Consider the following 20,566-nt stretch of genomic DNA (forward strand, 5'->3'; position numbering starts at 1 on the left):
GCGCCGCCTCGCCATGCTCAGGTCAATGAGCGGTCAAGGCGTGCGTACGGGCAGGCAGGGGCGGCCCGGAGTCCGAGCGGAGGAGAAGGGGGGAGAGAGGGGCGTCAGCGGCCGAGGGGACACGCGGCGGAGGCCACCCGCAGCAGGTCGATGTGACCGCGCGTGGTGAGCAGGGCTGAACGCGACATGCGGCCGAACGTAGTCAGAGGGACGTGCACAGGTCAACGGTGTCTCGCGTTATGGACCGGCCGTATCAGAATTGAGGGCTGCCGACGCGTGTGAAAACCGGCGTATGGGTCAGGATGGGGGCATGTCCGATGCCTTCACCACGCGCATGCTGCACGTCTCCACCGGTTCCCGGGAGCGTGTCGTCGATCTGACCGCCGACTGCGAGGAGTTCCTGCGGGAGGCGGCGGCCGGCCGGGACGGTCTGCTCAACATCTTCGTCCCACACGCCACCGCCGGGATCGCCGTCATCGAGACCGGCTCCGGCAGCGACGACGACCTCCTCGCGGCCCTGCACACCCTGCTGCCCGCCGACGACCGCTGGCAGCACCGGCACGGCAGCCCCGGCCACGGCCGCGATCACGTCCTGCCCGCGATCGTCCCGCCGCACGCCACCCTTCCGGTGATCGACGGCCGCCTGGAGTTGGGCACCTGGCAGTCGGTGTGCCTGGTGGACACCAACAAGGACAATCCCGACCGTCGGGTACGCCTGAGTTTCCTCGGCTGAGTCTCCTCGGCTGGGCCGCATTGCCGGCCGAGGAGTTCCGCCGGCCGGACCGGACGGGTCAGTGACGCCCGGCGGTGTCCTCCTGGTCCGCCTTCTCCTTCTTCAGGTTCTTCAGCCGCGCGGCTTCCTTGCGGACCTCGGCCTGGGTGGCGCGCTCCTTCTCCAGCCACTCGGGCCGCTCCTGCTTGAGCGCCTCGATCTGCTCGGTGGTCAGCGCCTCGGTGACGCCGCCGCGGGCCAGGCCCGCGATGGACACGCCCAGCTTGGCGGCCACCACCGGGCGCGGGTGGGGACCGTTGAGCCGCAGCTCGCGCAGCCACTCCGGCGGGTCGGCCTGCAGCTCGGTCAGCTCGGCGCGGGTGACCACACCCTCCTGGAAGGAGGCGGGGGTGGCGGGGAGGTACACACCCAGCTTCTTCGCCGCGGTCGCGGGCTTCATCGTCTGGGTGTTCTGCTGCGACTTCATGAGGTCAAGGGTATCGGCCGGCTGCGCGGACGCCGACCACGGCCGGGACCGGGGCGACGCCGGCGGCCGGTAGTCTGGCCCGGTGACAGGCTCGGAGGAATCACCGTCGTTCCGGCTCGCGTACGTTCCCGGGGTGACGCCCGCCAAGTGGGTGAAGGTCTGGAACGAGCGCCATCCCGGCATCCAGCTCACCCTCGCCCAAATCCCGGCCGCCGAGGCGCCGGGGGTGCTGCGCGCGGGGGAGGCGGACGCCGGCCTCGTCCGGCTGCCGGTCGACCGTACGTACTTCAGCGCGATCCCGCTGTACACCGAGACCACGGTGGTCATCGTCCCCAAGGACCACCTGATCACGGCCGCGGAGGAGGTGACCCTGGCCGACCTCGCCGACGAGGTGCTCTTCCACCCGCTGGACGACGTCTTCGACTGGGAGGCCCCGCCGGGCGAACCGGCCTTCGAACGCCCCGCCACGACGCCGGACGCCATCGAGCTGGTGGCGGCGAACGTCGGCCTCCTGCTCGTGCCGCAGTCGCTGGCCCGCCTGTACCACCGCCGGGACCTCACCTACCGCCCGGTCGTCGACGCGCCGCAGTCGAGCGTCGCGCTGTCCTGGCCGGAGGAGGCCACCACCGACCTGGTGGAGGACTTCATCGGCATCGTCCGCGGCCGCACGGTCAACAGCACCCGGGGCCGTACGGCGGCGCCCGGGACCGACGACCGGCGCACGCGCACCGACCAGCAGAAACCGGCGGCGAAGTCCTCCGGCAAGTCGTCCTCGAAGGCCTCGGCGAAGTCGTCCGGGAAGCCGGCGGGCCGTACGGCGGGCGCCCGCACCGGCGGCGCCCGGACGGCCAAACCGGCCAAGCGGGGCAAGCCGCGCCGCAGGTCGTGAGGCGGGGCGCCGGACGAGAGGACCGACGGCGCAAAGGCGGACCGCATCACCCCAAGCCGGCCGGAGGCCGCGAGGACGTACGGCTCGACACGGCGCGGGGCCGCAGAGGCGGTACGGCCTGGCACAGGGCGGAGCGCGCAAGGGCGTGTGGCCTGGTACGGGCCCGGGCGCGCAAGGGCGTGCGGCTTGATACGGGTCGGGGCGCGCAGGCGCGTGCGGTCTGACGCGGGCCCACGGGCACAGGGGCGCCGCCTGCCCGGCGCGGTGCCGGAAGGCGTCGTCGGGACGTCCTGCCGTACGCGGTGGTGAGCGCGGTCGCCGGTACGGCCCGGCCGCCTTCCTCGCCTCACCTGCCGGGCCGTACCCCCTCCTCGACGCCGTCCTCCCCCCAGCCCCGCCCGGCGGGCTCCGCGGCCTTCTCCGGCTCGGGCCGCACATGGCGTTCCCGCAGGTCGGCGACCGCCAGCAGCAGGGCGACCAGGATGATGCCCACCGCGGAGAGCAGCCCCAGCTGCATCGCCGTATCGGTGCGGCCGTGGTTGGCGAGATGGGCGAAGTACACCGAGCCCACCACCGCGATCCCGGCCGCCGAGCCGACGCGCTGGCCCGTCTGGAGGACGCCGCCGGCCGCGCCCGCTCGCTGTACGGGGACCCGGGTGAGCGTGAGAGTGGTGTTCGGGGAGACCGTCAGGCCGGACCCGATGCCTCCGACGAGCAGCGGCAGCGCCGACGCCCAGCCCAGGTTCGGTCCGGGGACGAGGGCCACCGCGACCATGACTCCGAGCAGCCCGAGGGCCACGCCGCCCAGCCCGATGACGACGAGTTTGCGGCCGAACCGCACCACCAGCCGGCCGCCGGCGGCGGCGCCGGCCGCGGAGGCCGCCGCGAAGGGCAGGACCGTCAGTCCCGACGCCAGCGCGCTGTAGCCCACGCCGTTCTGGAGGTACAGGGCGTAGAGGAAGAAAACGGTGGTGAAGCCCGCGAAGTAGGTGAGGCTGATCAGCGAGCCCAGCGTGAACGAGCGCAGCGAGAACAGGCCGAGGTCCACCAGCGGAGCGCGCCCGAGCAGCCCCTGCCGCCGTTCCCACGCCCAGAACGCGCCCAGCAGCACCAGCGCGAGCGGCATCAGCGCCCACTTCTCCCGGCCGGGCCACTGCTGCTCCTGCACCAGAGGCAGCATCAGCGCCAGCACGCCCGCGCCGAGGAGCAGCACCCCGCACAGGTCGAACACCTCGCGCTTGCCCGCCGCCGGATAGCGGGGCAGCAGCCGCAGTCCCGCGACGAAGGCGGCCACCCCGATCGGCAGATTGACGAAGAACACCCAGCGCCAGCCGTCGTCGGTGCCCACGGCATCGATCAGCAGCCCGCCCACCAGCGGGCCCGCCGCCGTGGACACCCCGATGACCGTGCCGAGCACACCGAAGGCCTTGGCGCGCTCGGCGCCCTGGAACATCTGCTGGATCAGCCCCGAGGTCTGCGGCGCGACCATGCCCGCCGCCGTGCCCTGGATCAGCCGGAACACCACCAGCCAGCCGGGGCCGGAGGCGAGGCCGCACGCCAGCGACGCCACCGTGAACAGGGCCAGGCCCCACAGGAAGGCCTGCCGCCGGCCGCGCATGTCGCCCAGCCGTCCGGCCGGTACCAGCGCGAGCCCGAAGGTGAGGGCGTACCCGGAGACCACCCATGACTGGACCGCCTCCGAGGCGCCCAGGCCGCGTTCCAGGGAGGGAAGTGCCACGTTCACGATCGAGGTGTCGAGGAGCGAGATGAATCCCGCCGCCAGACAGACCCCGAGCGCCTTCCACCGCCGCTCGTCGGGGGCGGGCCGTGCCTGGACTGTGCTCATGGGGTCACGCTATGCAGTCACGGTCCGCCGCGCACGCGCAGAGGTCCGTCCGTAGCGGAACCGGTCGGCGGGCCCCGTCGCACGGTCCCGCGTACGCCGACCGTGCGCCTCGTAGTAGTGCGGCTCGCTGTCCACGAGCGTTCCGTCGAGATCGAAGACGACCGAGAGTGCGCCCAGATCGCTCATGGCGCCCGGCACGCCGACCGTCAGCCGCGGGCCGTCGCCCGGCCGACCGACTCCACCAGGGGCAGCAGCCGGTACGGGACCCGCTCGCGCAGCGCCACCTCGGTGCGGGTGCGGACCACGCCCGGCAGGCTGATCAGCTTCTGGATCACGTCCTCCAGGTGCGCGTTGTCGCGGCCCACCACCCGGGCCAGCAGATCCCCGCCGCCGGTGATCGAGAAGGCCTCCACGATCTCCGGTACGGCGGCCAGCGCGTCCCCCACGTCGTCCAGATGTCCCTGGGTGACCTCGATGTGCACGAACGCCAGCACCGGATGGCCCAGCGCGGCGGCGGAGAGGGAGGGGCCCGTACCGGTGATCACGCCGTCCCGCTCCATCCGGTCCAGCCGGGCCTGGAGCGTGCCCCGGGCCACGCCGAGGATGCGGGCGTACTCGCGCACGCTGGTGCGCGGCTGCTCCAGGAGCAGCCGCAGGATGCGGGTGTCGAGTTCGTCCACGGCCATGATGGACGACTGTACCAATGGCCCAGCCGCCATGAAGGCGCGCATGCCCTCCGACCTGGTCCGTTGGCTTTCCGGCGCACGCGCGTACGCGGCTCCTGCCGGGCCAATGGCATGGCGATCCGGGGCTCACTTGAGCCAGTGACCCCGGTGATGCTCTCATGGACGTGTCAATGGCGCTGCGGACCCCCGCGGCGCCTTTTCCGTATCGGTGTTCCCAAGGGGAGGGCAGCAGTGCTGAAGAGGATGTTCGTGGCGCCGGACCCGGGCCGGGCGCGGTTGCGCTTCGCCGCGCGGGCCGTCCTCGGCATCGGACTGGCGGTCGTGGTCTGCGGACTCGCCGGACACTCCCTCCCCGGCGCGGTCACCGGGGGACTCGCCGCCCTGCTGGCCCTGTTCACCGTCGCCGATCCGACCGTGCGCGGCCAGGCGGTCACCACCGCGCTGCTGCCCGTCGTGGGCGTCCCGGTGCTCGCCGCCGCGGCCGGGCTGCACGCCCATCCCGTCGCCCGCGACCTCACGTTCCTGGCCGTCGTCTGCGCCGGCGTCTACGCCCGCCGCTGGGGCCCGCGCGGGCACAGCCTCGGCGTCTTCGCCTTCATGACCTTCTTCGTGGCCCAGTTCCTGCACGCCGTCCCGGACCAGCTGCCCGAGCTGTACGCCGCCGTCCTGCTGTCCGTGCTCACGGCGGCCGCCGTCCGGTTCGGCCTGTGGTGCTACGAGCGCCGGCTGAGCCCCGCCGCCCCCGTTCCCGCCCCCCTCGGCGGTACGGGCCTCGCCCGCGTGACCACGCGGCAGGCCGTCCAGGCGACCGCGGGGGCCGGCTTCGCGCTCGTCGTGGGGCAGCTGGTGTCCGGACACCGCTGGTACTGGGCCGTCGGCGCCACCTGGTGGATCTTCGTCAACACCGCCTCGCGCGGCGAGACCCTGGTCCGCGGCTTCCGCCGGGTCCTCGGCACGGTCCTCGGCATCGGCCTGGGCCTCCTCGTCGCCGTCCCCGTGCACGGCGCGCCCGTCCCGACGGCCGTCCTCGTCGCCGCGTGCGTCTTCGGTATCTTCTACACCGCCGCCGTCTCCTACACCTGGATGATGCTCTGGGTGACCCTGCTCGCCACGTCCCTCTACGGCCTGCTCGGCGTCCTCGGTCCCGGACTGCTCGCGCTGCGGCTCGCCGAGACCGGCGTCGGCGCGCTCGGCGCCGCGCTCGCCGTCCTGTTCGTGCTGCCGGTCACCACGCACGCCACCACCGACGCCTGGATCCAGCGCGCCCTGCGCTGTGTGCACGCCTGCACCGCCGAGGCCGCGGCCCGGCTCGCCGGCTCCGCCACGGCCGACCCCGCTCCGCGCGTGGCCGAGCTGGAGCAGCTGATCGGCCGGGTACGGCTGTCGGTGGCGCCGCTGGTGCACCCGCTGAACCCGATGCCGGCGCGCAAGGCGCGGGCCCGCCGGGTCCTCGCGCTGCTCGACGACTGCGCCCGCGAGATCCGGGGCCTGGTCGCGGTCGCCGCCGACCCGGAGGCCTCCCACGACGCCCGGCTCGCCGCCGCCTGCTGGCGCGTGGAGACCGCCGTCGAGGCCCTCACCGCCGGCCGCGCCGAACCCCTCCGGCACCCCGCCGAACAGCCCGCCGAACCCGCCCTCGCCCATCTGCACGGCCTGGAGCGCGCCCTCGCCGACCTCGCGGAGCCGCTGCGTACACCGTCCGGCTCCCGGCTGGTCGGCGCCTGAGCGCCCCGGCGCACCGCGAACCACCCTGCCACTCGGCCCCCTTGGTCTAGACCGCGCCACGCGGACTGCTACCGTCGGCCCGGACTGGCTCGACGGGCTCGACCGAGAGGGGACAGCGGTGGCACGGGACGGCAGGGCGGGCAGGCGCCGGGCGTTCATCGGATCGTTCACGGCGGCCGGCGGCCCCGGACTGGTGGCCGCCGAGGTCGCGCCCGGCGGCGGCGCCCTCACCCTCCTGTCCGCCGTCCAGGACGTCCCCGACCCCTCCTACCTGGCCCTCGCGCCGGACGGCCGGACCCTCTACGCGGTCAGCGAGACCGCCGAGGGAGCCGTCGCCGCCTACCGCGTCGCCGGCGGCCGGCCCGAACCCGCCGGCCCTCCGGTGCCCGTGGGCGGCAGCGGCCCCACCCACCTCAGCCTGTACGCCGGGCACGTCCTGACCGCCAACTACGGCTGCGGCAGCGTCACCGCCGTACCCCTGCGCCCGGACGGCTCGCTCGCCGGCGCGCCCTCCGGACGGCTCCAGCACACCGGCTCCGGGCCGCACGACCGGCGGCAGCGCGGCCCGCACGCCCACCAGGTGCAGCCCGACCCCAGCGGCCGGTGGGCCGTCAGCGTCGACCTCGGGACGGACTCGGTCCGGGTGTGCACCCTGGTGGACGGCAACCTCGCCGTGCACCGCGAGTTCGCCCTGCGGCCCGGCTCCGGCCCCCGCCACCTGGCCTTCCATCCGGACGGCGGCCACGCCTACGTGGTCAATGAACTGACCCCGACGGTCACGGTGTGCCGCTGGGACGCCGGGCTCGGCACGCTGAAGCCCCTGACCGAGGTGCCCGTACTGCGCGACGCGCCGGCCGGCGACGCCTACCCCTCGGGGATCGCCGTCTCGCCCGACGGCCGCTTCGTGTGGACCGCGACCCGCGGCGAGGACGTCCTCTCGGTCCTCGCCGTCGAAGCGGACGGACTCCGGCTGACCGGCACGGTGCCCTGCGGCGGCCACTGGCCGCGCGCCCTGGCCGAGCACGACGGCTTCCTCTACGCGGCCAACGAGCGCTCCGGCGACGTCTCCTGGTTCGCCGTGGACCCGGCGACCGGCGTCCCCCGCTACGACGGCTCCGTGCGGGTCGCCGCGGCCTCCTGCGTCGTCTTCGGCTGAGCGGCCGGGGACGGGAGCGGACCGCCACGCCGTGGGCGCCGCCCGGGCACGACGGACGGGCCCGCTCCGGCGGGGAGCGGGCCCCGTGTCGTGCACGAGCCCTGAGCCGCTGCGGCGCCGGTGGCCGGCCGGGTCAGCGGACCGGGACGCCCTGCGGCTGCTGCGGCGCGATGCCCAGCGCCGTCGTGTACTTGGCGAGCGCGAGCTTGCCGATCGCCGGGTAGGCGCCCAGCGCCTCGGCCGCCGGGCTGCCCGCCTCTTCGGCCGCCGCGGCGAGCAGCGCCGGGTCGATCTCCGGACCGATCAGGTACGGCGCCAGGGCCAGCTGCTGCGCACCCGCGGAACGCAGCTGCTCGGCCACGGAGGCGATGGAGCCCTCCTGGTCCAGGGCCGCCGCCATCACCGGCACGGCCAGGCGGGCGGCGAGCAGCATGCCGGTGATCCCGGCCGCCTGCACGGCCTCCTCGCCGCCCACGGACGCCAGGATGATGCCGTCGGCGGCGGTGGCCACGGTGAACAGCCGGGCCCGGTCGGCACGGGCCAGACCCGCCTCGGACAGCCGCACGTGCAGTGCCTCGGCGAGCAGCGGGTGCGGCCCGAGGACATCGGTCAGCTCGGCGGCGACCCGGCTGTCCATCACCGACTGCCGGATCCGCCGCAGCAGCGCGCTGTCCGGACCGGCCAGCAGCGGAACGACGACGGCGGCCGGGCCGTCGGGCTCCCCGACCCCCTCGACGCCGGCGGCCACCGCCTGCTCGTACCGCGCGGCGCGCTCCTCGGCGGTGCGCGCCAGCACGGAGCGCAGCGCGGGGAACTCGGCGTCGTCCCCGTCCAGGTACCCGATCCGGGCGTCCAGGCCGGGCAGTTCGGAGCGGGCGATGCTCACGACCTCCTCGGCGAGGCCGCGCGTGCCGGCGCTGGGCACGCCGGGCACCGCGAGGACGAGCGCGGGCGCGCCCTCGGGAGCCACCAGCGGCTCCGGACGGCGGTGCCGTCCGGGCTGGCGGGGTCGCGGCATTCGTACGGGCAGGCCGGACGCGGGTCCAGTGGGGGAGCTCATGGCGCCGCATGTTACTGGCTTCGTGGGCTCCTTCGTTCGGGGAGGGTGCAGGTGAGCGGTATCCGTCCGGTTTTGTCTGATGAGTTACGCGTGAATACCATCCCGTCCGGGCACATGCCGGACGCACGAGCCGACACCGGGACGGAACGCCCGAACGGGACTTCAGCCCTTTCCGTCCCGGAGCACGCACAGCAGCGCCGGTTCGGCCGGCAGGGCGAGCCGGTCCGTCGCCAGGTCCGTCGCGATCCGCACCGCGCCGTGCAGCGGATCTCCCTCGGCCGGCACCTGCCGGGCGTGCGGCAGCCTGCGCGCCAGCTCCGCGCGCAGCGGGACGAGGAGCGGCTCGCCCAGCTTGAGCAGGCCGCCGGTGAGGGCCACTTCGGGAGCGCCGTCCGGCGGGCACACGGCGGCGGCGGAGTCGGTCATGTGCCGGGCCGCCGCGCGCAGCACCTCCGCGGCGACCGGGTCGTGCGCGGCGCACGCGGCCACCTGGGGGGCGAACGAGGCCAGTACGGCGGCCCGGTCGGCCCGGGGATACAGCAGGCCGGGCAGGCCGCGCACCGGGCCGAACCGCTCCTCGGCGCGGGCCAGCAGCGGCGCGGAACCGCCGTCCCGGCCGTCGTGGGCGCGCAGCGCGGCCTCCAGACCGGCCCGCCCGATCCAGGCGCCGCCGCCGCAGTCGCCCAGCAGGTGCCCCCAGCCGTCGGCCCGCCGCCAGCGCGTCAGATCCGTGCCGAGGGCGATCAGTCCGGTGCCCGCGGCCAGCACGGCCCCCGGACGCGGCCCGAGAGCGCCGGCGTACGCGGTGACGGCGTCCGCGGCCAGCGCCACGGCACGCACGCCCAGCTCCCGGGCGAGCGCGCCGGGCAGTTCGGCGCGCAAGGCGTCGCCCAGGCTGGCGAACCCGGCCGCCCCGACGGCAGCCGTGTCCAGCGTGCCAAGGCCCGCCTCGGCGGCCAACGAGCGTGCCACCGGGACGAGTTGGTCCATCAGATGGACGGGGTCGATGCCCCGCGCACCGGTGCGGACCGGCTCCCGGGTCTCCGCCCGGGCCGAGGGCTCCCGCCCGGGCACGCCGACGGCGACCCGGAGACCGGAACCGCCGGAGTCCACGGCGAGATAGCCCGGGACGGTCACGGCAGGCGCCAGTCCACCGGCTGCCCGCCCTGCTGCATCAGCAGGTCGTTGGCCCGGCTGAACGGGCGCGAGCCGAAGAAGCCGCGGTCGGCCGACATGGGCGAGGGGTGCGCGGACTCCACCGCCGGCAGACTGCCCAGCAGCGGACGCAGATTGCGCGCGTCGCGGCCCCACAGGATGGACACCAGCGGCTTCCCGCGCGCCGCCAGCGCCCGGATCGCCTGCTCGGTGACCTCCTCCCAGCCCTTGCCGCGGTGCGCCCCCGGGCTGCGCGGCGCGGTCGTCAGCGCCCTGTTGAGCAGCAGGACGCCCTGCTGTGTCCACGGAGTGAGATCTCCGGTGGACGGCTGCGGCAGCCCGAGGTCGCTGTGCAGCTCGCGGAAGATGTTGATCAGGCTGGGCGGCAGCGGGCGTACCTCCGGCGCCACGGAGAACGACAGACCTACCGCGTGTCCGGGAGTGGGGTACGGGTCCTGGCCGACGATCAGGACGCGTACCTCGTCGAAGGGCTGCTGGAAGGCCCGCAGGACGTTCGGTCCGGCCGGGAGGTAGGTGCGTCCCGCGGCGATCTCCGCGCGCAGGAAGTCGCCCATCTCGGCGATCCGCCCGGCGACGGGTTCCAGGGCTTTCGCCCAGCCCGGTTCGACGATTTCATGCAACGGTCGTGGTGCCACGGGCGTCACCCTACTGCCGTACGCCCGCCGCCGATCAACCGATGGCCGAAGCACGACCGGGTTTCCGCCGGGGCCGGGGCCGGTGCGCAGCGGTCGGTGAGGCCGCTCGCGCCGGCGGTTGCGTCCCAGGGTGTGGCCGGTTCGCCGAGGAGCGGGTCAGCCGATCACCGCCGCGCGTACGCACAGCACGTCCGGCAGGTGCGCGGCCAGTTGCCGCCAGCTGTCGCCGTCGTCGGCCGAGGCGAACACCTCGCCGTTGCGGTTGCCGAAGTACACGCCGGCCGGATCGGAGTCGTCCGTGCACAGGGCGTCCCGCAGCACCGTGCCGTAGTGGTCCTCCGCCGGCAGCCCCTCGGCCAGCGGCTCCCACGACCGGCCCGCGTCGGCGGTGCGGAACACCCGGCAGCGGTGCTCCGCGGGCACCCGGTCGACGTCGGCTCCGATCGGGAAGACGTACGCCGTGTCGCCCCGGCGCGGATGGGCGGCCACCGCGAAGCCGAACGTGGACGGCAGGCCCGCGCCGATGTCGGTCCAGCGCGCGCCCGCGTCGTCGCTGCGGTAGACCCCCCAGTGGTTCTGCAGGTACAGCCGGTCCGGGTCGCGCGCGTCTCTGGCGATCTTGGGCACGCACTGGCCGAACTCCGGGTGCGGGTCCGGCAGGAAGACCGCGGACACCCCGGAGTTGGACGGCGCCCAGCTCGCGCCGCCGTCCGTCGTGCGGAACACCCCGGCCGCGGAGACCGCCACCGTCACGACCCGCGGATCGCGCGCGTCGGTGAGCACCGTGTGCAGGCCCTCGCCGCCCAGGCCCGGCACCCACCGGGAGCGCGTCGGGTGCTCCCACAGCGGCCGGATCAGGGCGAAGCTCTCGCCGCGGTCCTCCGAGCGGTACAGCGCGGCCGGTTGCGTGCCCGCGTACACCACGTCCGGTTCGGCCGCGGACGGGTGCAGCTGCCAGACGCGCTCCAGGGATGCGCCGGTGTCCTTCGGGAACCTCACGGCGGGCCGGGCCGGTTCGGTCCAGGTGCGGCCGAGGTCGTCGGAGTGGAACACCGACGGGCCCCAGTGCGTGCTGTCGCCGCCCGCCAGCAGCCGGGGCCGGGACGCCCGGGTGTCGATCGCGACCGAGTAGACGGCCTGCGCGGTGAAATACGGACGTTCGTCGAACTCCCAGGAGCCGCCGCTCCGCCGCCCGATGAACAGGCCCTTGCGGGTGCCCACCGCGAGCAGTACCTCGGCCATGCCGATCACCTCCGGGACGCCTTTGTCCGGGTAGCCGTCAGATATCGGCCAGTGTGCACCCCGCCACTGACAATCCCTCCCGACGCAGGCGTTCGCCCAGGTCATGGGCCATGTCACCGGCCCATGGCCAAAGATCGGCGGTTCCGTTGCGGCATGCGCCTGCGCGAAAGGGGTGTCTCGTGCGACCGTCGGGGTGACGGCTCGTCGTGAGCAGCGGAGCGATTCCTCCCGTACGGGAGGACGGTCCGGCCGGTCGGTGCGCTCGTGAGGAGGATGCCTTTGAAGGCGTTGCGTGGTCCGAAGGTGTGGCTGTGGCGCTGGCGGCGCAACCCGCTCAGACGCCGGGCCGACGTGGTGGAGGCCTGGGTGGTGCTCGGCGCCTTTTCGCTGACCGTCCTGGCCGGGGTGCTGGCGGGCCTGTTGGCGGCCGGCTCGGTGGAGCACGGGCTCGCCCGCGAGCGGACCGAACGGCGGCCCACCGTGGCCCGGGTGGTCACACGGGTCCCGGCGAAGCCGCCCGCGCGGGAGGACCGGGCCGGGGAGCGGGTCTGGGCGCAGGCCCGCTGGCACGCGGTGGACGGCTCCTCGCACACCGGCCGGGTCCGCGTACGGGCCGGCAGCGAGCCGGGCACGCCGGTCACCGTCTGGACCGACTCGCGCGGCCGGCTCGTCAACCGCCCCGTCACCGCCTCCGAGGCCGCCTTCCGGGCCACGCTGGTCGGCCTCCTGGTCGGCGTGAGCGCCGCCGCCGTGCCCTGCGTCGCGGGCCTGGCCGTGCGGGGCCGCCTGGAGCGCCGGCGCCTGCGGGCATGGGACACGGAATGGGCCCGCCTCGGCCCGCAGTGGGGCCGCATGGTCTGATCCGCCGCGACCGCGGGGCCGTGCGTGCCGTCGCGGGCGATGCGGCAGCGGGTACGGGCCGGTCCGCGGTGAGCAGGTCGCGTGGCGGTGAGTTCCGTCGGGGCCAGGCGGCCCGGACCACGGGCACGACCTCGTTCGGGGCCCGGTGTCGTGGCCCGGTGACGCGCCACAGCGCGCGCGTGGCCGGAATCCGCTCCCGCGCCGGTCCGATCCGGGTGAGCCGGCGCGGTGCCGGCGGCGCGGGGCCCGGCCCCGCCGAGCCGCGCCGCCGCGTACCTCCGCGCCGGGATGCGCCGACGCGCGTGGCAGTGCGGGAAGTACGGCGGAGCGTCACCGCCCGCTGACCACCACAGCGCGCCCGCCGCCGGAGACGCGTGCCTGCGGCGCCCCGACACCGGCCGCGCCCCGGCTCCGTCGGCGTCCCGGTCAGCCGGGTGTGATCCGAGAGAGGCCGCCGGCCACGCGTACGTCCCGCGAAGGGTGCTCAGTCGCGGCCGGGCAGGGCGCGCTCCAGGATGGCGCCGAGGTCGGTTCCGGCGGGCAGGGTGCCGAACGCGTGGCCCCAGTCGCCGCCCAGCCGGGACGCGCAGAAGGCGTCCGCGACCGGGTGCGGGGCGTGCCGTACGAGCAAGGAGGCCTGGAGCGCGAGCGCCATCCGCTCGACCAGCCGGCGGGCGCCCACCTGGTCGGTCTCGGCCAACCGGGCCTTGAGCGAAGCCACGGTCGCGTCGAGGCGGGCGTCCGCCCCGCGCGCCAGGGCCAGTTCGGCGAACAGCGCCTCGACGGTGTCCGGTTCCCGGCCCAGGGCGCGCAGCACGTCGAGCGCGTTGACGTTCCCGGAGCCCTCCCAGATCGACAGCAGCGGCGCCTCCCGGTAGTGCCGGGGCATGCCGGAGTCCTCGACGTACCCGTTGCCGCCGAGGCACTCCAGGGCCTCGGCGGTGAAGGCCGGACCCCGCTTGGTGACCCAGTACTTGCCGACGGCGGTGGCGATCCGCCGGAAGGCCCGCTCCCCGGCGTCCCCGCGCACCGCGCGGTCCGCCGCGCCCGCCAGCCGCAGCGTGAGCGTCGTCGCGGCCTCCGACTCCAGCGCGAGATCGGCCAGGACGTTGCGCATCAGCGGCTGGTCGGCCAGCCGGGCGCCGAAGGCGCTGCGGTGCCGGGCGTGGTGCCCCGCCTCGACCAGTGTCTTGCGCATCAGGGTCGCCGAGGCCATCACACAGTCCAGCCGGGTGCAGTTGACCATCTCGATGATGGTCTTCACACCCCGCCCCTCCGGCCCCACCAGCCAGGCCACGGTCCGGTCGAACTCCGGCTCGGAGGAGGCGTTGGACCGGTTGCCCAGCTTGTCCTTCAGCCGCTGGATGCGGAAGGTGTTGCGGCTGCCGTCCGGCAGGACACGCGGCACCAGGAAGCACGACAGCCCGCCCGGGGCCTGCGCGAGCACCAGGAAGACGTCGCACATCGGCGCCGACGTGAACCACTTGTGCCCGCGCAGCGTGTACACGCCCGGCTCGCCGGTGGGCGTGGCGACGGTGGTGTTCGTGCGGACGTCGGAGCCGCCCTGCTTCTCCGTCATGCCCATCCCGGCGAGCAGCCCGGGTTTGTCGGTGGGCACGCGCAGCTCCGGGTCGTACTCCCGGCTGGTGAGCAGCGGTTCGTACACCTTGGCGAGATCCGGCTGGGCGCGCAGGGCGGGTACGGCGGCGTACGTCATCGACGTGGGGCAGCCGTGTCCCGCCTCCGTCTGTCCCCACACCAGGCCGCCCGCCGTCCGGGCCACGTGCGCGCCCGGCCGGTCGTCGGCCCACGGGGCGCCGGCCAGGCCCTCGGCGACCGCCGTCCGCATCAGGTGGTGCCAGCTGGGGTGGAAGTCGACCTCGTCGACGCGGTGGCCGTAGCGGTCGTGGGTGCGCAGCACCGGCTCGTACCGGTTCGCCAGCTCGCCCCACTCCTGCGCCTCCGCGCTCCCGGCGCGCGCCCCCAGCCGCCGGATGTCCTCCTCGGCCCACCCGGCACCCTCCCGGCGCAGCCCCTCCAGCAGCGCCGGGTCGTCGGAGGCGTCGTACGGAGCGAGCGGCGGTGGCTGGTTGGTGACGTCGTGCGTGCCGGACTGCGGCGGGGCCGGTGACTGCGCGGGATTCGAGACCATGGCAGCATGCTGCACTCTTCCTGCGGTCGTAGCAATACTGCAACACGAGGGCGCACGTACAGTACGGGTCCATGCGCGTGAACGTCCCGGCGGAGCCGGATCCGGTGGCCCTGCGACCGCTGTCCGCCCGGTCGGTGGTGCTGAGTCTGCTGCTCGGCGCACACCCGCCCCAGTTGCCGGTGCGGGACCTGGTGCGGCTCGTGGAGCCGTTCGGGATCGGCGGCTCCACGCTGCGGGCCGCGCTCAGCCGGATGGTGGCCGCCGGAGACCTGCGGCGCGCGGACGCCGTCTACCGGCTCAGCGACCGGCTGCTGGAACGGCAGCGCCGCCAGGACGACGCCGTACGGCCGCGCACGCGCGCGTGGGACGGCGACTGGGAGATGGTCGTGATCACGGCGACCGGACGCGGCCCCGCCGAACGCGCCGACCTGCGCGCCCGGTTGACGGGCCTGCGCCTGGCCGAGCTGCGCGAGGGCGTATGGCTGCGCCCGGCCAACCTCGACCGGCCGCTGCCCGCCGAGGTGCACCGGGTGGCGCTGACGTACACGGCCCGCCCCGACGAGCCCCCGCGCGAACTGGCCGCCCGGCTGTGGCCGCCGGACGGCTGGGCGGCCACCGCGCGCACCCTGCTCGCCCACGCGGCCCGGGCCGCACACCCGGCCGACCGGTTCACCGCCTACGCCGCCGCCGTCCGTCATCTGCTCACCGACCCCGTCCTGCCGCCCGCACTGCTGCCCGCCGACTGGCCGGGTGAGGAACTGCGGGCGGCGTACGCCGGATACCGACGGGAGCTAGGCGCGGGTCTCGGCGTGCGCGGAGGAGAGTGACAGCGAAGGGCGCGGGGCGGAGGGGCGTGTCCGGGTGACGCGCACGCTCGTCCCAGGTCGTGCCGGGTGCCTGCGCACACCGCGTCGGCGGACGGCGGGAGATCCTCCGTGGCACGCCGCTGTACCTTCGAGGGGCCCGCACGGCACCGCCCGAAGGACATGATCCGCCGCGTCGGTCCGTGAAGCCCGGCCGATCTCGTCGCCGACCTGGAACCGGCCCCGAAGGGGGCCACGGAGGAAGACCGTTGAGCCCCGAGTCCCCCGAGACGGACACCCCGCCGGACGCGGCGCACTCCACCGGCCGCCCGACCGCGAAGCCCGCCGGGAAGCCGGCCGGTGGACCGGCGCTACCGGTGGGCCGGCCCCGGCTGCTGCGCGACGCGTCGCTGTCCGCCGTGCTGGCGGGCCTCGTCGCCGTCGTCGTCTCCTACTCGGGAACGCTGGTCATCGTGCTCTCGGCCGCCTCGGCCGGACATCTCGACACCGCGCGGACCAGCTCCTGGGTGTGGGCGATCTCCATAGGCAGCGGCCTGACCTGCATCGGGCTGAGCCTGCGCACCCGGATGCCGGTCATCACCGCCTGGTCGACGCCGGGCGCGGCGCTGCTGGTGACGAGCCTCGGCGCGTACTCGTACGCCGAGGCCGTCGGCGCGTTCCTCATCACCGGTGCCGTCCTCACGCTGGTCGGGCTGACCGGAGTGTTCGGGTGGCTGATGCGTCAGGTGCCGGCGGCGGTCGTGTCGGCGATGCTGGCGGGCGTCCTGTTCGGTTTCGGCACCCATGTCTTCACCTCGCTGAAGACGGCACCGGCGGTCGCCGGTCCGGTGCTGCTGGCCTACCTGCTGGCCAAGCGGCTGCTGCCCCGGTACGCGGTGCTGATCGCGCTCGCCGCGGGGGTCGCCGGCAGCGCGGCCACCTCGCGGCTGCACGTCCACGTCGACCACATCGAGCTGGCCCGGCCGGTGCTCACCGCTCCGCACTTCTCCCTCGCCTCGCTCGTCGGCATCGCCGTGCCGCTGATCCTCGCCACCCTCGCCTCGCAGAACGCCCCGGGCATGGCGGTGCTCGCCGCCTCCGGCTACCGGCCCGGGGACCGGCTGCTCGTCGGCACCACCGGTGTGGCGTCCACCGTGCTCGCGCCCTTCGGGTCGCACGCGGTCAACCTGGCCGCGATCACCGCCGCGATCTGCACCGGCCCGGAGGCCCACCCCGATCCCCGGCGGCGGTACGTGGCGGGTGTCTCCTGCGGCGTCTGCTACCTGCTGGTCGGCGCCTTCGGCTCGACGCTGGTGGCCTTCTTCGCCGGGCTGCCGGAGGAACTGGTCGCCGCCATCGCCGGGGTCGCCCTGTTCGGGGCGCTCGCCGGGGGCCTCACCGGCGCGGTCAAGGAGGAGAAGGACCGCGAGGCCGCACTGATCACGTTCCTGGCCACCGCCTCCGGTGTCACCCTGTTCGGCATCGGCTCGGCCTTCTGGGGCCTCGTTTTCGGTGTCGCCGCCCACCTCGTGCTGTCCGGGCGGCGGCGCGGACGGACGGCCGGCGCGTAAGTCACGGCCGGGCCGCCGGCGGCGGCCCGGCCCGCGGGGCTCACTTGTAGGTGATGTCCGAGCTGGAGTACTTGCAGTAGGTGCCGTCCGGACCCGAGCCGTTCGTGGTCGGTTCGGCACCCGAGTTGTTGCCGATGTACTTCTGGCAGGGAATGATCTTCTTGCTGGTGTCCCCGACGATGGTGATGTTCCGCAGGGTCGCGCTGTCGCCGTAGTTGGTGTTGATGCCGACGAGCTTGCTGCCCTTGTAGGTCGCCTCGATGCCGCTGAGGTTGATCGTCCGCTTGTACTGGGTCTTGCAGTTGCCGCAGGAGCGGGCGAACGTCCCGAAGTTCTTCACCGCGAAGCCGGAGACGTTCAGCGTGCCGGCGCCGTTGAACTGGAACACCTTGTCGCTCGCCTCCTTCGCCCCGCCGCCGCTGACGGTGTAGACGTTGGACGACGAGGAGCCGAGGAAGGTGGCCGCGTCCTCGCCGACGTCCTCCCACCACACGTTCTGCAGCGTGCAGCTGCCCAGGCAGTGGATGCCGTCGGCGGCGGGGGAGCCGATGACGACGTTCTTGAGGACCGCGCCGGGAGCCAGCTCGAGCAGCGGGCCCTGGTCCTCGTCCTGGCTGTCGCTGCCGAGGTCGCCGCTGCCGTACAGCCGCTTCATCCCGTAGTCCTTGGTGCCGGACACGGAGATGGTCGAGGAGACCGCCTGGCTGCCGTTCGGGGTCGGCCAGGTGGCCGCGCCCGCCGGCGCCCCGGAGGTCATGATCATGCCAAGCGTGAGTCCGAGGGTGGCGAGTCCGCCGAGCAGACCGCGCGAGGTCGCTGATGAGGTCATGTCCCGCGATGCCTTCTTTCGTGGGGTGGTCAGAGCGGTGCGTCCCTTCCGCGGGGGTGCGGCTCTGTGGGGGTGTGGGGTTATGTACGTGAATCACGTGCGCCTGGCGGAACGCATGGCAGGCTGTTGTGGGGCCGAATCGGCTGCCTTGCGTACCGGATGGTCACGCTGATGAACGGACCGTAGGGGGCAAGCGCTTTCTAGTCAACCGGTCGCGCAGGCACTGTTCCGGTTCCCGGGAGGTGATGTGGGAGCGCTTCCATGAGTTGCGTGTCCATGCCACGATGCCCGGTGTTCCCCGCACGACGCGCACACCGTACGGCTCCCGCACGCATCGCGATCAGAAGGGACGGGCGACGTGCCCCCCACACCGCACCGCTCGAGAACCGGTCTCCGCAAGGTCCTTGTCGCCCTGCTGGGCGCCCTGCTGCCGCTGCTGGCGGCGCTCGCCCTCGCCGCACCGCCGGCCGGGGCCCAGACCCGGGCCGTTCCCGCGGCCACCCTCACCGAGGTCACCGGATTCGGCGTCAACCCGAGCAACCTCCAGATGTACGTCTACGTCCCGCAGAACGTCGGCCCGCACCCGGCGGTCGTGGTGGCCGTGCACTGGTGCGGCGGCTCCGCCTCCGCGATGTACTCCGGCACCGAATGGCCCGCGCTGGCCGACCGGCACGGGTTCGTCCTCGTCTACCCGTCCGTCACCCGCGCCAGCAAGTGCTTCGACGTGTCGTCCCCCCAGGCACTGCGCCACGACGGCGGCAGCGACCCGGTCGGCATCCGGTCCATGGTCGACTGGGCGACCCGCACCTACGCGGCCGACACCGGCCGGATCTTCGTCACCGGCATCTCGTCCGGCGCGATGATGACCAACGTCCTGCTCGGCGACTACCCCGACGTGTTCGCCGCGGGCGCCGCCTTCTCCGGCGTTCCCTTCGGCTGCTTCGCCACCACCGACGGCTCGGAGTGGAACAGCGCCTGTTCCGGCGGCACCCTCACCCGCACCCCGCAGCAGTGGGGCGACCTGGTCCGCGCCGCCTACCCCGGCTACACCGGCCCCCGCCCGCGGATGCAGCTGTGGCACGGCACCGAGGACGACACCCTGCGCTACCCCAACTTCGGGGAGGAGATCAAGCAGTGGACGAACGTGCTCGGCGTGAGCCAGACCCCCGCCGCCACCGACACTCCCGCCGCCGGCTGGTCCCGCACCCGCTACGGCGGCACCGGTGACCGGGCTCCCGTCGAGGCGATCAGCCTGCAGGGCGTCGGCCACAACCTCTACAGCTGGGGCATGGCCTCCCGCGCCCTGACCTTCTTCGGCCTCGACGGCGACGGCGACGGCGGCACCGACCCGCAGCCGCCCGCCGGAGCGTGCGAGGTGACGGCCGCCGTCAGCACCTGGAGCACCGGTCTGACCGCCTCCCTCACCGTCACCAACACCGGCACGGCCCCGGTGAACGGCTGGAAACTCGCCTTCACCCTCCCGGCCGGCCAGACCATCACCAACGGCTGGAGCGCCACGTACAGCCCCCGCACCGGCGCGGTGACGGCGACCGACGCCGCGTACAACGCCACCATCGCCCCCGGCGGCAGCGTGACCCTCGGCTACCAGGCCGCGCACACCGGGAACAGCGGGACACCGACCGCGTTCAGCCTCAACGGGAGTGCCTGCGCGGTGGGCTGACCACCGGATCGCGCACCGGCCCGGCGGAGAGGTGGCCGGACGGTGCGCATTCCGCCGGTGCGGGACCCTGAGGGACCCCCGCACCGGCCGAGGGGCCGGCGACCGGGGCCGCACGAACCCGGGTGTGGTGCCTGGGAGTCGGCTGATGCTCCGCGTTCCGGGGTGCGGGGTCCGCACCGGCGCGCAGGTAAGGACTCCCGCACCTCGTCCAGGGTCCACGCGGTGGCGTGCGGTGCTGCGACGTCACCGGCGGCCGTCGACGGCAGCACCCCGTACGGACGACCCCGCGCGAGACCTCCGCAACGCCGACGCGGCGTCCGTGGCCCCGTGGTCCCGTCCGGAACCGGCCAGCCGTTTCGGGGGCCGTCGCGGGCGGTGTCGTCCTGTGCCGCGAGGTTTCCCGGCGGCGGTGGGCGTTCCCCGGGAAAGTGGGGATGACCAGCGCGGTCGAGGGGCACTCGGGGGGCACGCAAGGCGGATCTCACCCCCGAGGAGAGTCATGGCTGAGCAGAAGTCGTCGTCGGCCCTCACGGCGCCCCTGCGCGGCGCCGCCTCGGTCCTGAGCCGGGTGCCCGGCGCCGGAACGGTGAGCAGGGCCGCCGAGGAGACACTCGACAAGATCGGCGCGGTCTCGCCCCGCGGGCGGCGCATGGCGGTGTACGCGGGTGCCGGGATGCTCGGCGCGGCGGGCGTGGTGGAGTGGCCCGTGGCGCTCACCGGCGCGGCGGTGGCCTGGCTCACCCAGCCCCGGCCCGGCCGGCCGGAGGAGGGCGGGGACGCCGCCGGACAGCGCCCGGAGCCCGCGCACGACCTCGGCACCGCGGCCCTCAGGTCCGGCACCGGCGGCGCGCACGGCGGCCAGGCGATCGAGGGCGCATCCGGCGGCAGCGGGGCCGTTGCGACCGCCCGGCCCTCCGGGCGGGCCAAGGGAGCCGGGCCCGCCGGGACGTCCCGGCCGCCGGAAGCCGAGCACGGCGCCGGAACGTCCGCGACCAAGGGGTCCTCCGGTCCTCTCGGGCCGACCGCCCGGCCCGACCGCACCACGCTCTAGGAGG

The 20,566-nt window shown here is 74.7% G+C and carries 19 protein-coding genes; 9 read left to right on the plus strand and 10 right to left on the minus strand.

Annotated features, from left to right (window positions below):
- Nucleotides 1-104 precede the first annotated feature (104 nt).
- Nucleotides 105-188, minus strand: a complete 84-nt coding sequence (locus tag SCK26_RS32070) for a putative leader peptide (protein ID WP_318206137.1) — start codon at nt 186-188, stop codon at nt 105-107.
- 122 nt (nt 189-310) lie between these two features.
- Between SCK26_RS32070 and SCK26_RS32075 the strand changes: the two genes are divergently transcribed.
- Complete coding sequence (locus tag SCK26_RS32075) at nt 311-733, plus strand: secondary thiamine-phosphate synthase enzyme YjbQ (RefSeq protein ID WP_318204839.1); 423 nt, start codon at nt 311-313, stop codon at nt 731-733.
- Between the two features lie 58 nt (nt 734-791).
- Here the strand turns inward: SCK26_RS32075 and SCK26_RS32080 are convergent, their stop codons facing one another.
- Nucleotides 792-1,199 (minus strand): DUF5997 family protein, encoded by a 408-nt coding sequence (locus tag SCK26_RS32080; RefSeq protein WP_318204840.1) that lies wholly within the window; start codon nt 1,197-1,199, stop codon nt 792-794.
- Between the two features lie 82 nt (nt 1,200-1,281).
- Between SCK26_RS32080 and SCK26_RS32085 the strand changes: the two genes are divergently transcribed.
- Nucleotides 1,282-2,088 (plus strand): LysR family transcriptional regulator substrate-binding protein, encoded by an 807-nt coding sequence (locus SCK26_RS32085; protein WP_318204841.1) that lies wholly within the window; start codon nt 1,282-1,284, stop codon nt 2,086-2,088.
- A 346-nt stretch (nt 2,089-2,434) separates the two neighbouring features.
- Here SCK26_RS32085 and SCK26_RS32090 read toward each other — a convergent pair whose 3' ends face one another.
- Both SCK26_RS32090 and SCK26_RS32095 read right to left on the minus strand, forming a co-directional pair.
- Entirely contained in the window at nt 2,435-3,934 is a 1,500-nt protein-coding gene (locus SCK26_RS32090; RefSeq protein WP_318204842.1) for an MFS transporter, read from the minus strand.
- A 206-nt stretch (nt 3,935-4,140) separates the two neighbouring features.
- Nucleotides 4,141-4,620, minus strand: coding sequence for an Lrp/AsnC family transcriptional regulator (locus tag SCK26_RS32095; RefSeq protein ID WP_181797548.1), 480 nt, complete (start codon nt 4,618-4,620; stop codon nt 4,141-4,143).
- A gap of 231 nt (nt 4,621-4,851) precedes the next feature.
- On the opposite strand from SCK26_RS32095, the gene SCK26_RS32100 reads away from it, so the two are divergent.
- Together SCK26_RS32100 and SCK26_RS32105 are read left to right on the plus strand one after the other, a co-directional pair.
- Nucleotides 4,852-6,345: an FUSC family protein gene (locus SCK26_RS32100; RefSeq protein WP_318204843.1), complete on the plus strand. Its 1,494-nt coding sequence runs from the start codon at nt 4,852-4,854 to the stop codon at nt 6,343-6,345.
- A gap of 118 nt (nt 6,346-6,463) precedes the next feature.
- On the plus strand, nt 6,464-7,501 hold the full coding sequence (locus SCK26_RS32105; protein WP_318204844.1) for a lactonase family protein: 1,038 nt from the start codon (nt 6,464-6,466) through the stop codon (nt 7,499-7,501).
- Between the two features lie 133 nt (nt 7,502-7,634).
- Here the strand turns inward: SCK26_RS32105 and SCK26_RS32110 are convergent, their stop codons facing one another.
- The 4 genes from SCK26_RS32110 to SCK26_RS32125 all read right to left on the minus strand — a co-directional run bounded on the left by SCK26_RS32110 (nt 7,635) and on the right by SCK26_RS32125 (nt 11,614).
- Complete coding sequence (locus SCK26_RS32110) at nt 7,635-8,561, minus strand: hypothetical protein (protein ID WP_318204845.1); 927 nt, start codon at nt 8,559-8,561, stop codon at nt 7,635-7,637.
- 162 nt (nt 8,562-8,723) lie between these two features.
- Complete coding sequence (locus tag SCK26_RS32115; protein ID WP_318204846.1) at nt 8,724-9,698, minus strand: N-acetylglucosamine kinase; 975 nt, start codon at nt 9,696-9,698, stop codon at nt 8,724-8,726.
- Nucleotides 9,695-10,372 carry a uracil-DNA glycosylase gene (locus SCK26_RS32120; RefSeq protein ID WP_318204847.1) on the minus strand — a complete coding sequence of 226 codons (678 nt, stop codon included), beginning with the start codon at nt 10,370-10,372 and terminating at the stop codon, nt 9,695-9,697. Before SCK26_RS32120 ends, SCK26_RS32115 begins: the two co-directional genes overlap by 4 nt.
- A 156-nt stretch (nt 10,373-10,528) precedes the next feature.
- Nucleotides 10,529-11,614 carry a sialidase family protein gene (locus SCK26_RS32125; RefSeq protein WP_318204848.1) on the minus strand — a complete coding sequence of 362 codons (1,086 nt, stop codon included), beginning with the start codon at nt 11,612-11,614 and terminating at the stop codon, nt 10,529-10,531.
- Nucleotides 11,615-11,887: 273 nt separating this feature from the next.
- Between SCK26_RS32125 and SCK26_RS32130 the strand changes: the two genes are divergently transcribed.
- Nucleotides 11,888-12,475: a hypothetical protein gene (locus SCK26_RS32130; RefSeq protein WP_318204849.1), complete on the plus strand. Its 588-nt coding sequence runs from the start codon at nt 11,888-11,890 to the stop codon at nt 12,473-12,475.
- A gap of 484 nt (nt 12,476-12,959) precedes the next feature.
- On the opposite strand, the gene SCK26_RS32135 is transcribed toward SCK26_RS32130, so the two are convergent.
- The gene (locus SCK26_RS32135) at nt 12,960-14,627 is read right to left on the minus strand and encodes a DNA alkylation response protein (RefSeq protein ID WP_318204850.1); all 1,668 of its coding nucleotides are present in this window, start codon (nt 14,625-14,627) and stop codon (nt 12,960-12,962) included.
- Nucleotides 14,628-14,698: 71 nt separating this feature from the next.
- Here SCK26_RS32135 and SCK26_RS32140 point away from each other — a divergent pair, with 71 nt between their 5' ends.
- The gene (locus tag SCK26_RS32140; RefSeq protein WP_318204851.1) at nt 14,699-15,454 is read left to right on the plus strand and encodes a PaaX family transcriptional regulator C-terminal domain-containing protein; all 756 of its coding nucleotides are present in this window, start codon (nt 14,699-14,701) and stop codon (nt 15,452-15,454) included.
- A 245-nt stretch (nt 15,455-15,699) separates the two neighbouring features.
- The gene (locus SCK26_RS32145; RefSeq protein WP_412080804.1) at nt 15,700-17,001 is read left to right on the plus strand and encodes a benzoate/H(+) symporter BenE family transporter; all 1,302 of its coding nucleotides are present in this window, start codon (nt 15,700-15,702) and stop codon (nt 16,999-17,001) included.
- 40 nt (nt 17,002-17,041) lie between these two features.
- On the opposite strand, the gene SCK26_RS32150 is transcribed toward SCK26_RS32145, so the two are convergent.
- Nucleotides 17,042-17,830: a pectate lyase gene (locus SCK26_RS32150; protein ID WP_318204852.1), complete on the minus strand. Its 789-nt coding sequence runs from the start codon at nt 17,828-17,830 to the stop codon at nt 17,042-17,044.
- A 358-nt stretch (nt 17,831-18,188) separates the two neighbouring features.
- On the opposite strand from SCK26_RS32150, the gene SCK26_RS32155 reads away from it, so the two are divergent.
- On the plus strand, nt 18,189-19,511 hold the full coding sequence (locus SCK26_RS32155; RefSeq protein ID WP_318204853.1) for a PHB depolymerase family esterase: 1,323 nt from the start codon (nt 18,189-18,191) through the stop codon (nt 19,509-19,511).
- 499 nt (nt 19,512-20,010) lie between these two features.
- Nucleotides 20,011-20,562, plus strand: coding sequence for a hypothetical protein (locus SCK26_RS32160; protein ID WP_318204854.1), 552 nt, complete (start codon nt 20,011-20,013; stop codon nt 20,560-20,562).
- Nucleotides 20,563-20,566 lie beyond the last annotated feature (4 nt).

Origin of the sequence: Streptomyces sp. SCL15-4, from assembly GCF_033366695.1 — a bacterium.
In the GTDB taxonomy this organism is placed as follows: Bacteria; Actinomycetota; Actinomycetes; order Streptomycetales; family Streptomycetaceae; genus Streptomyces.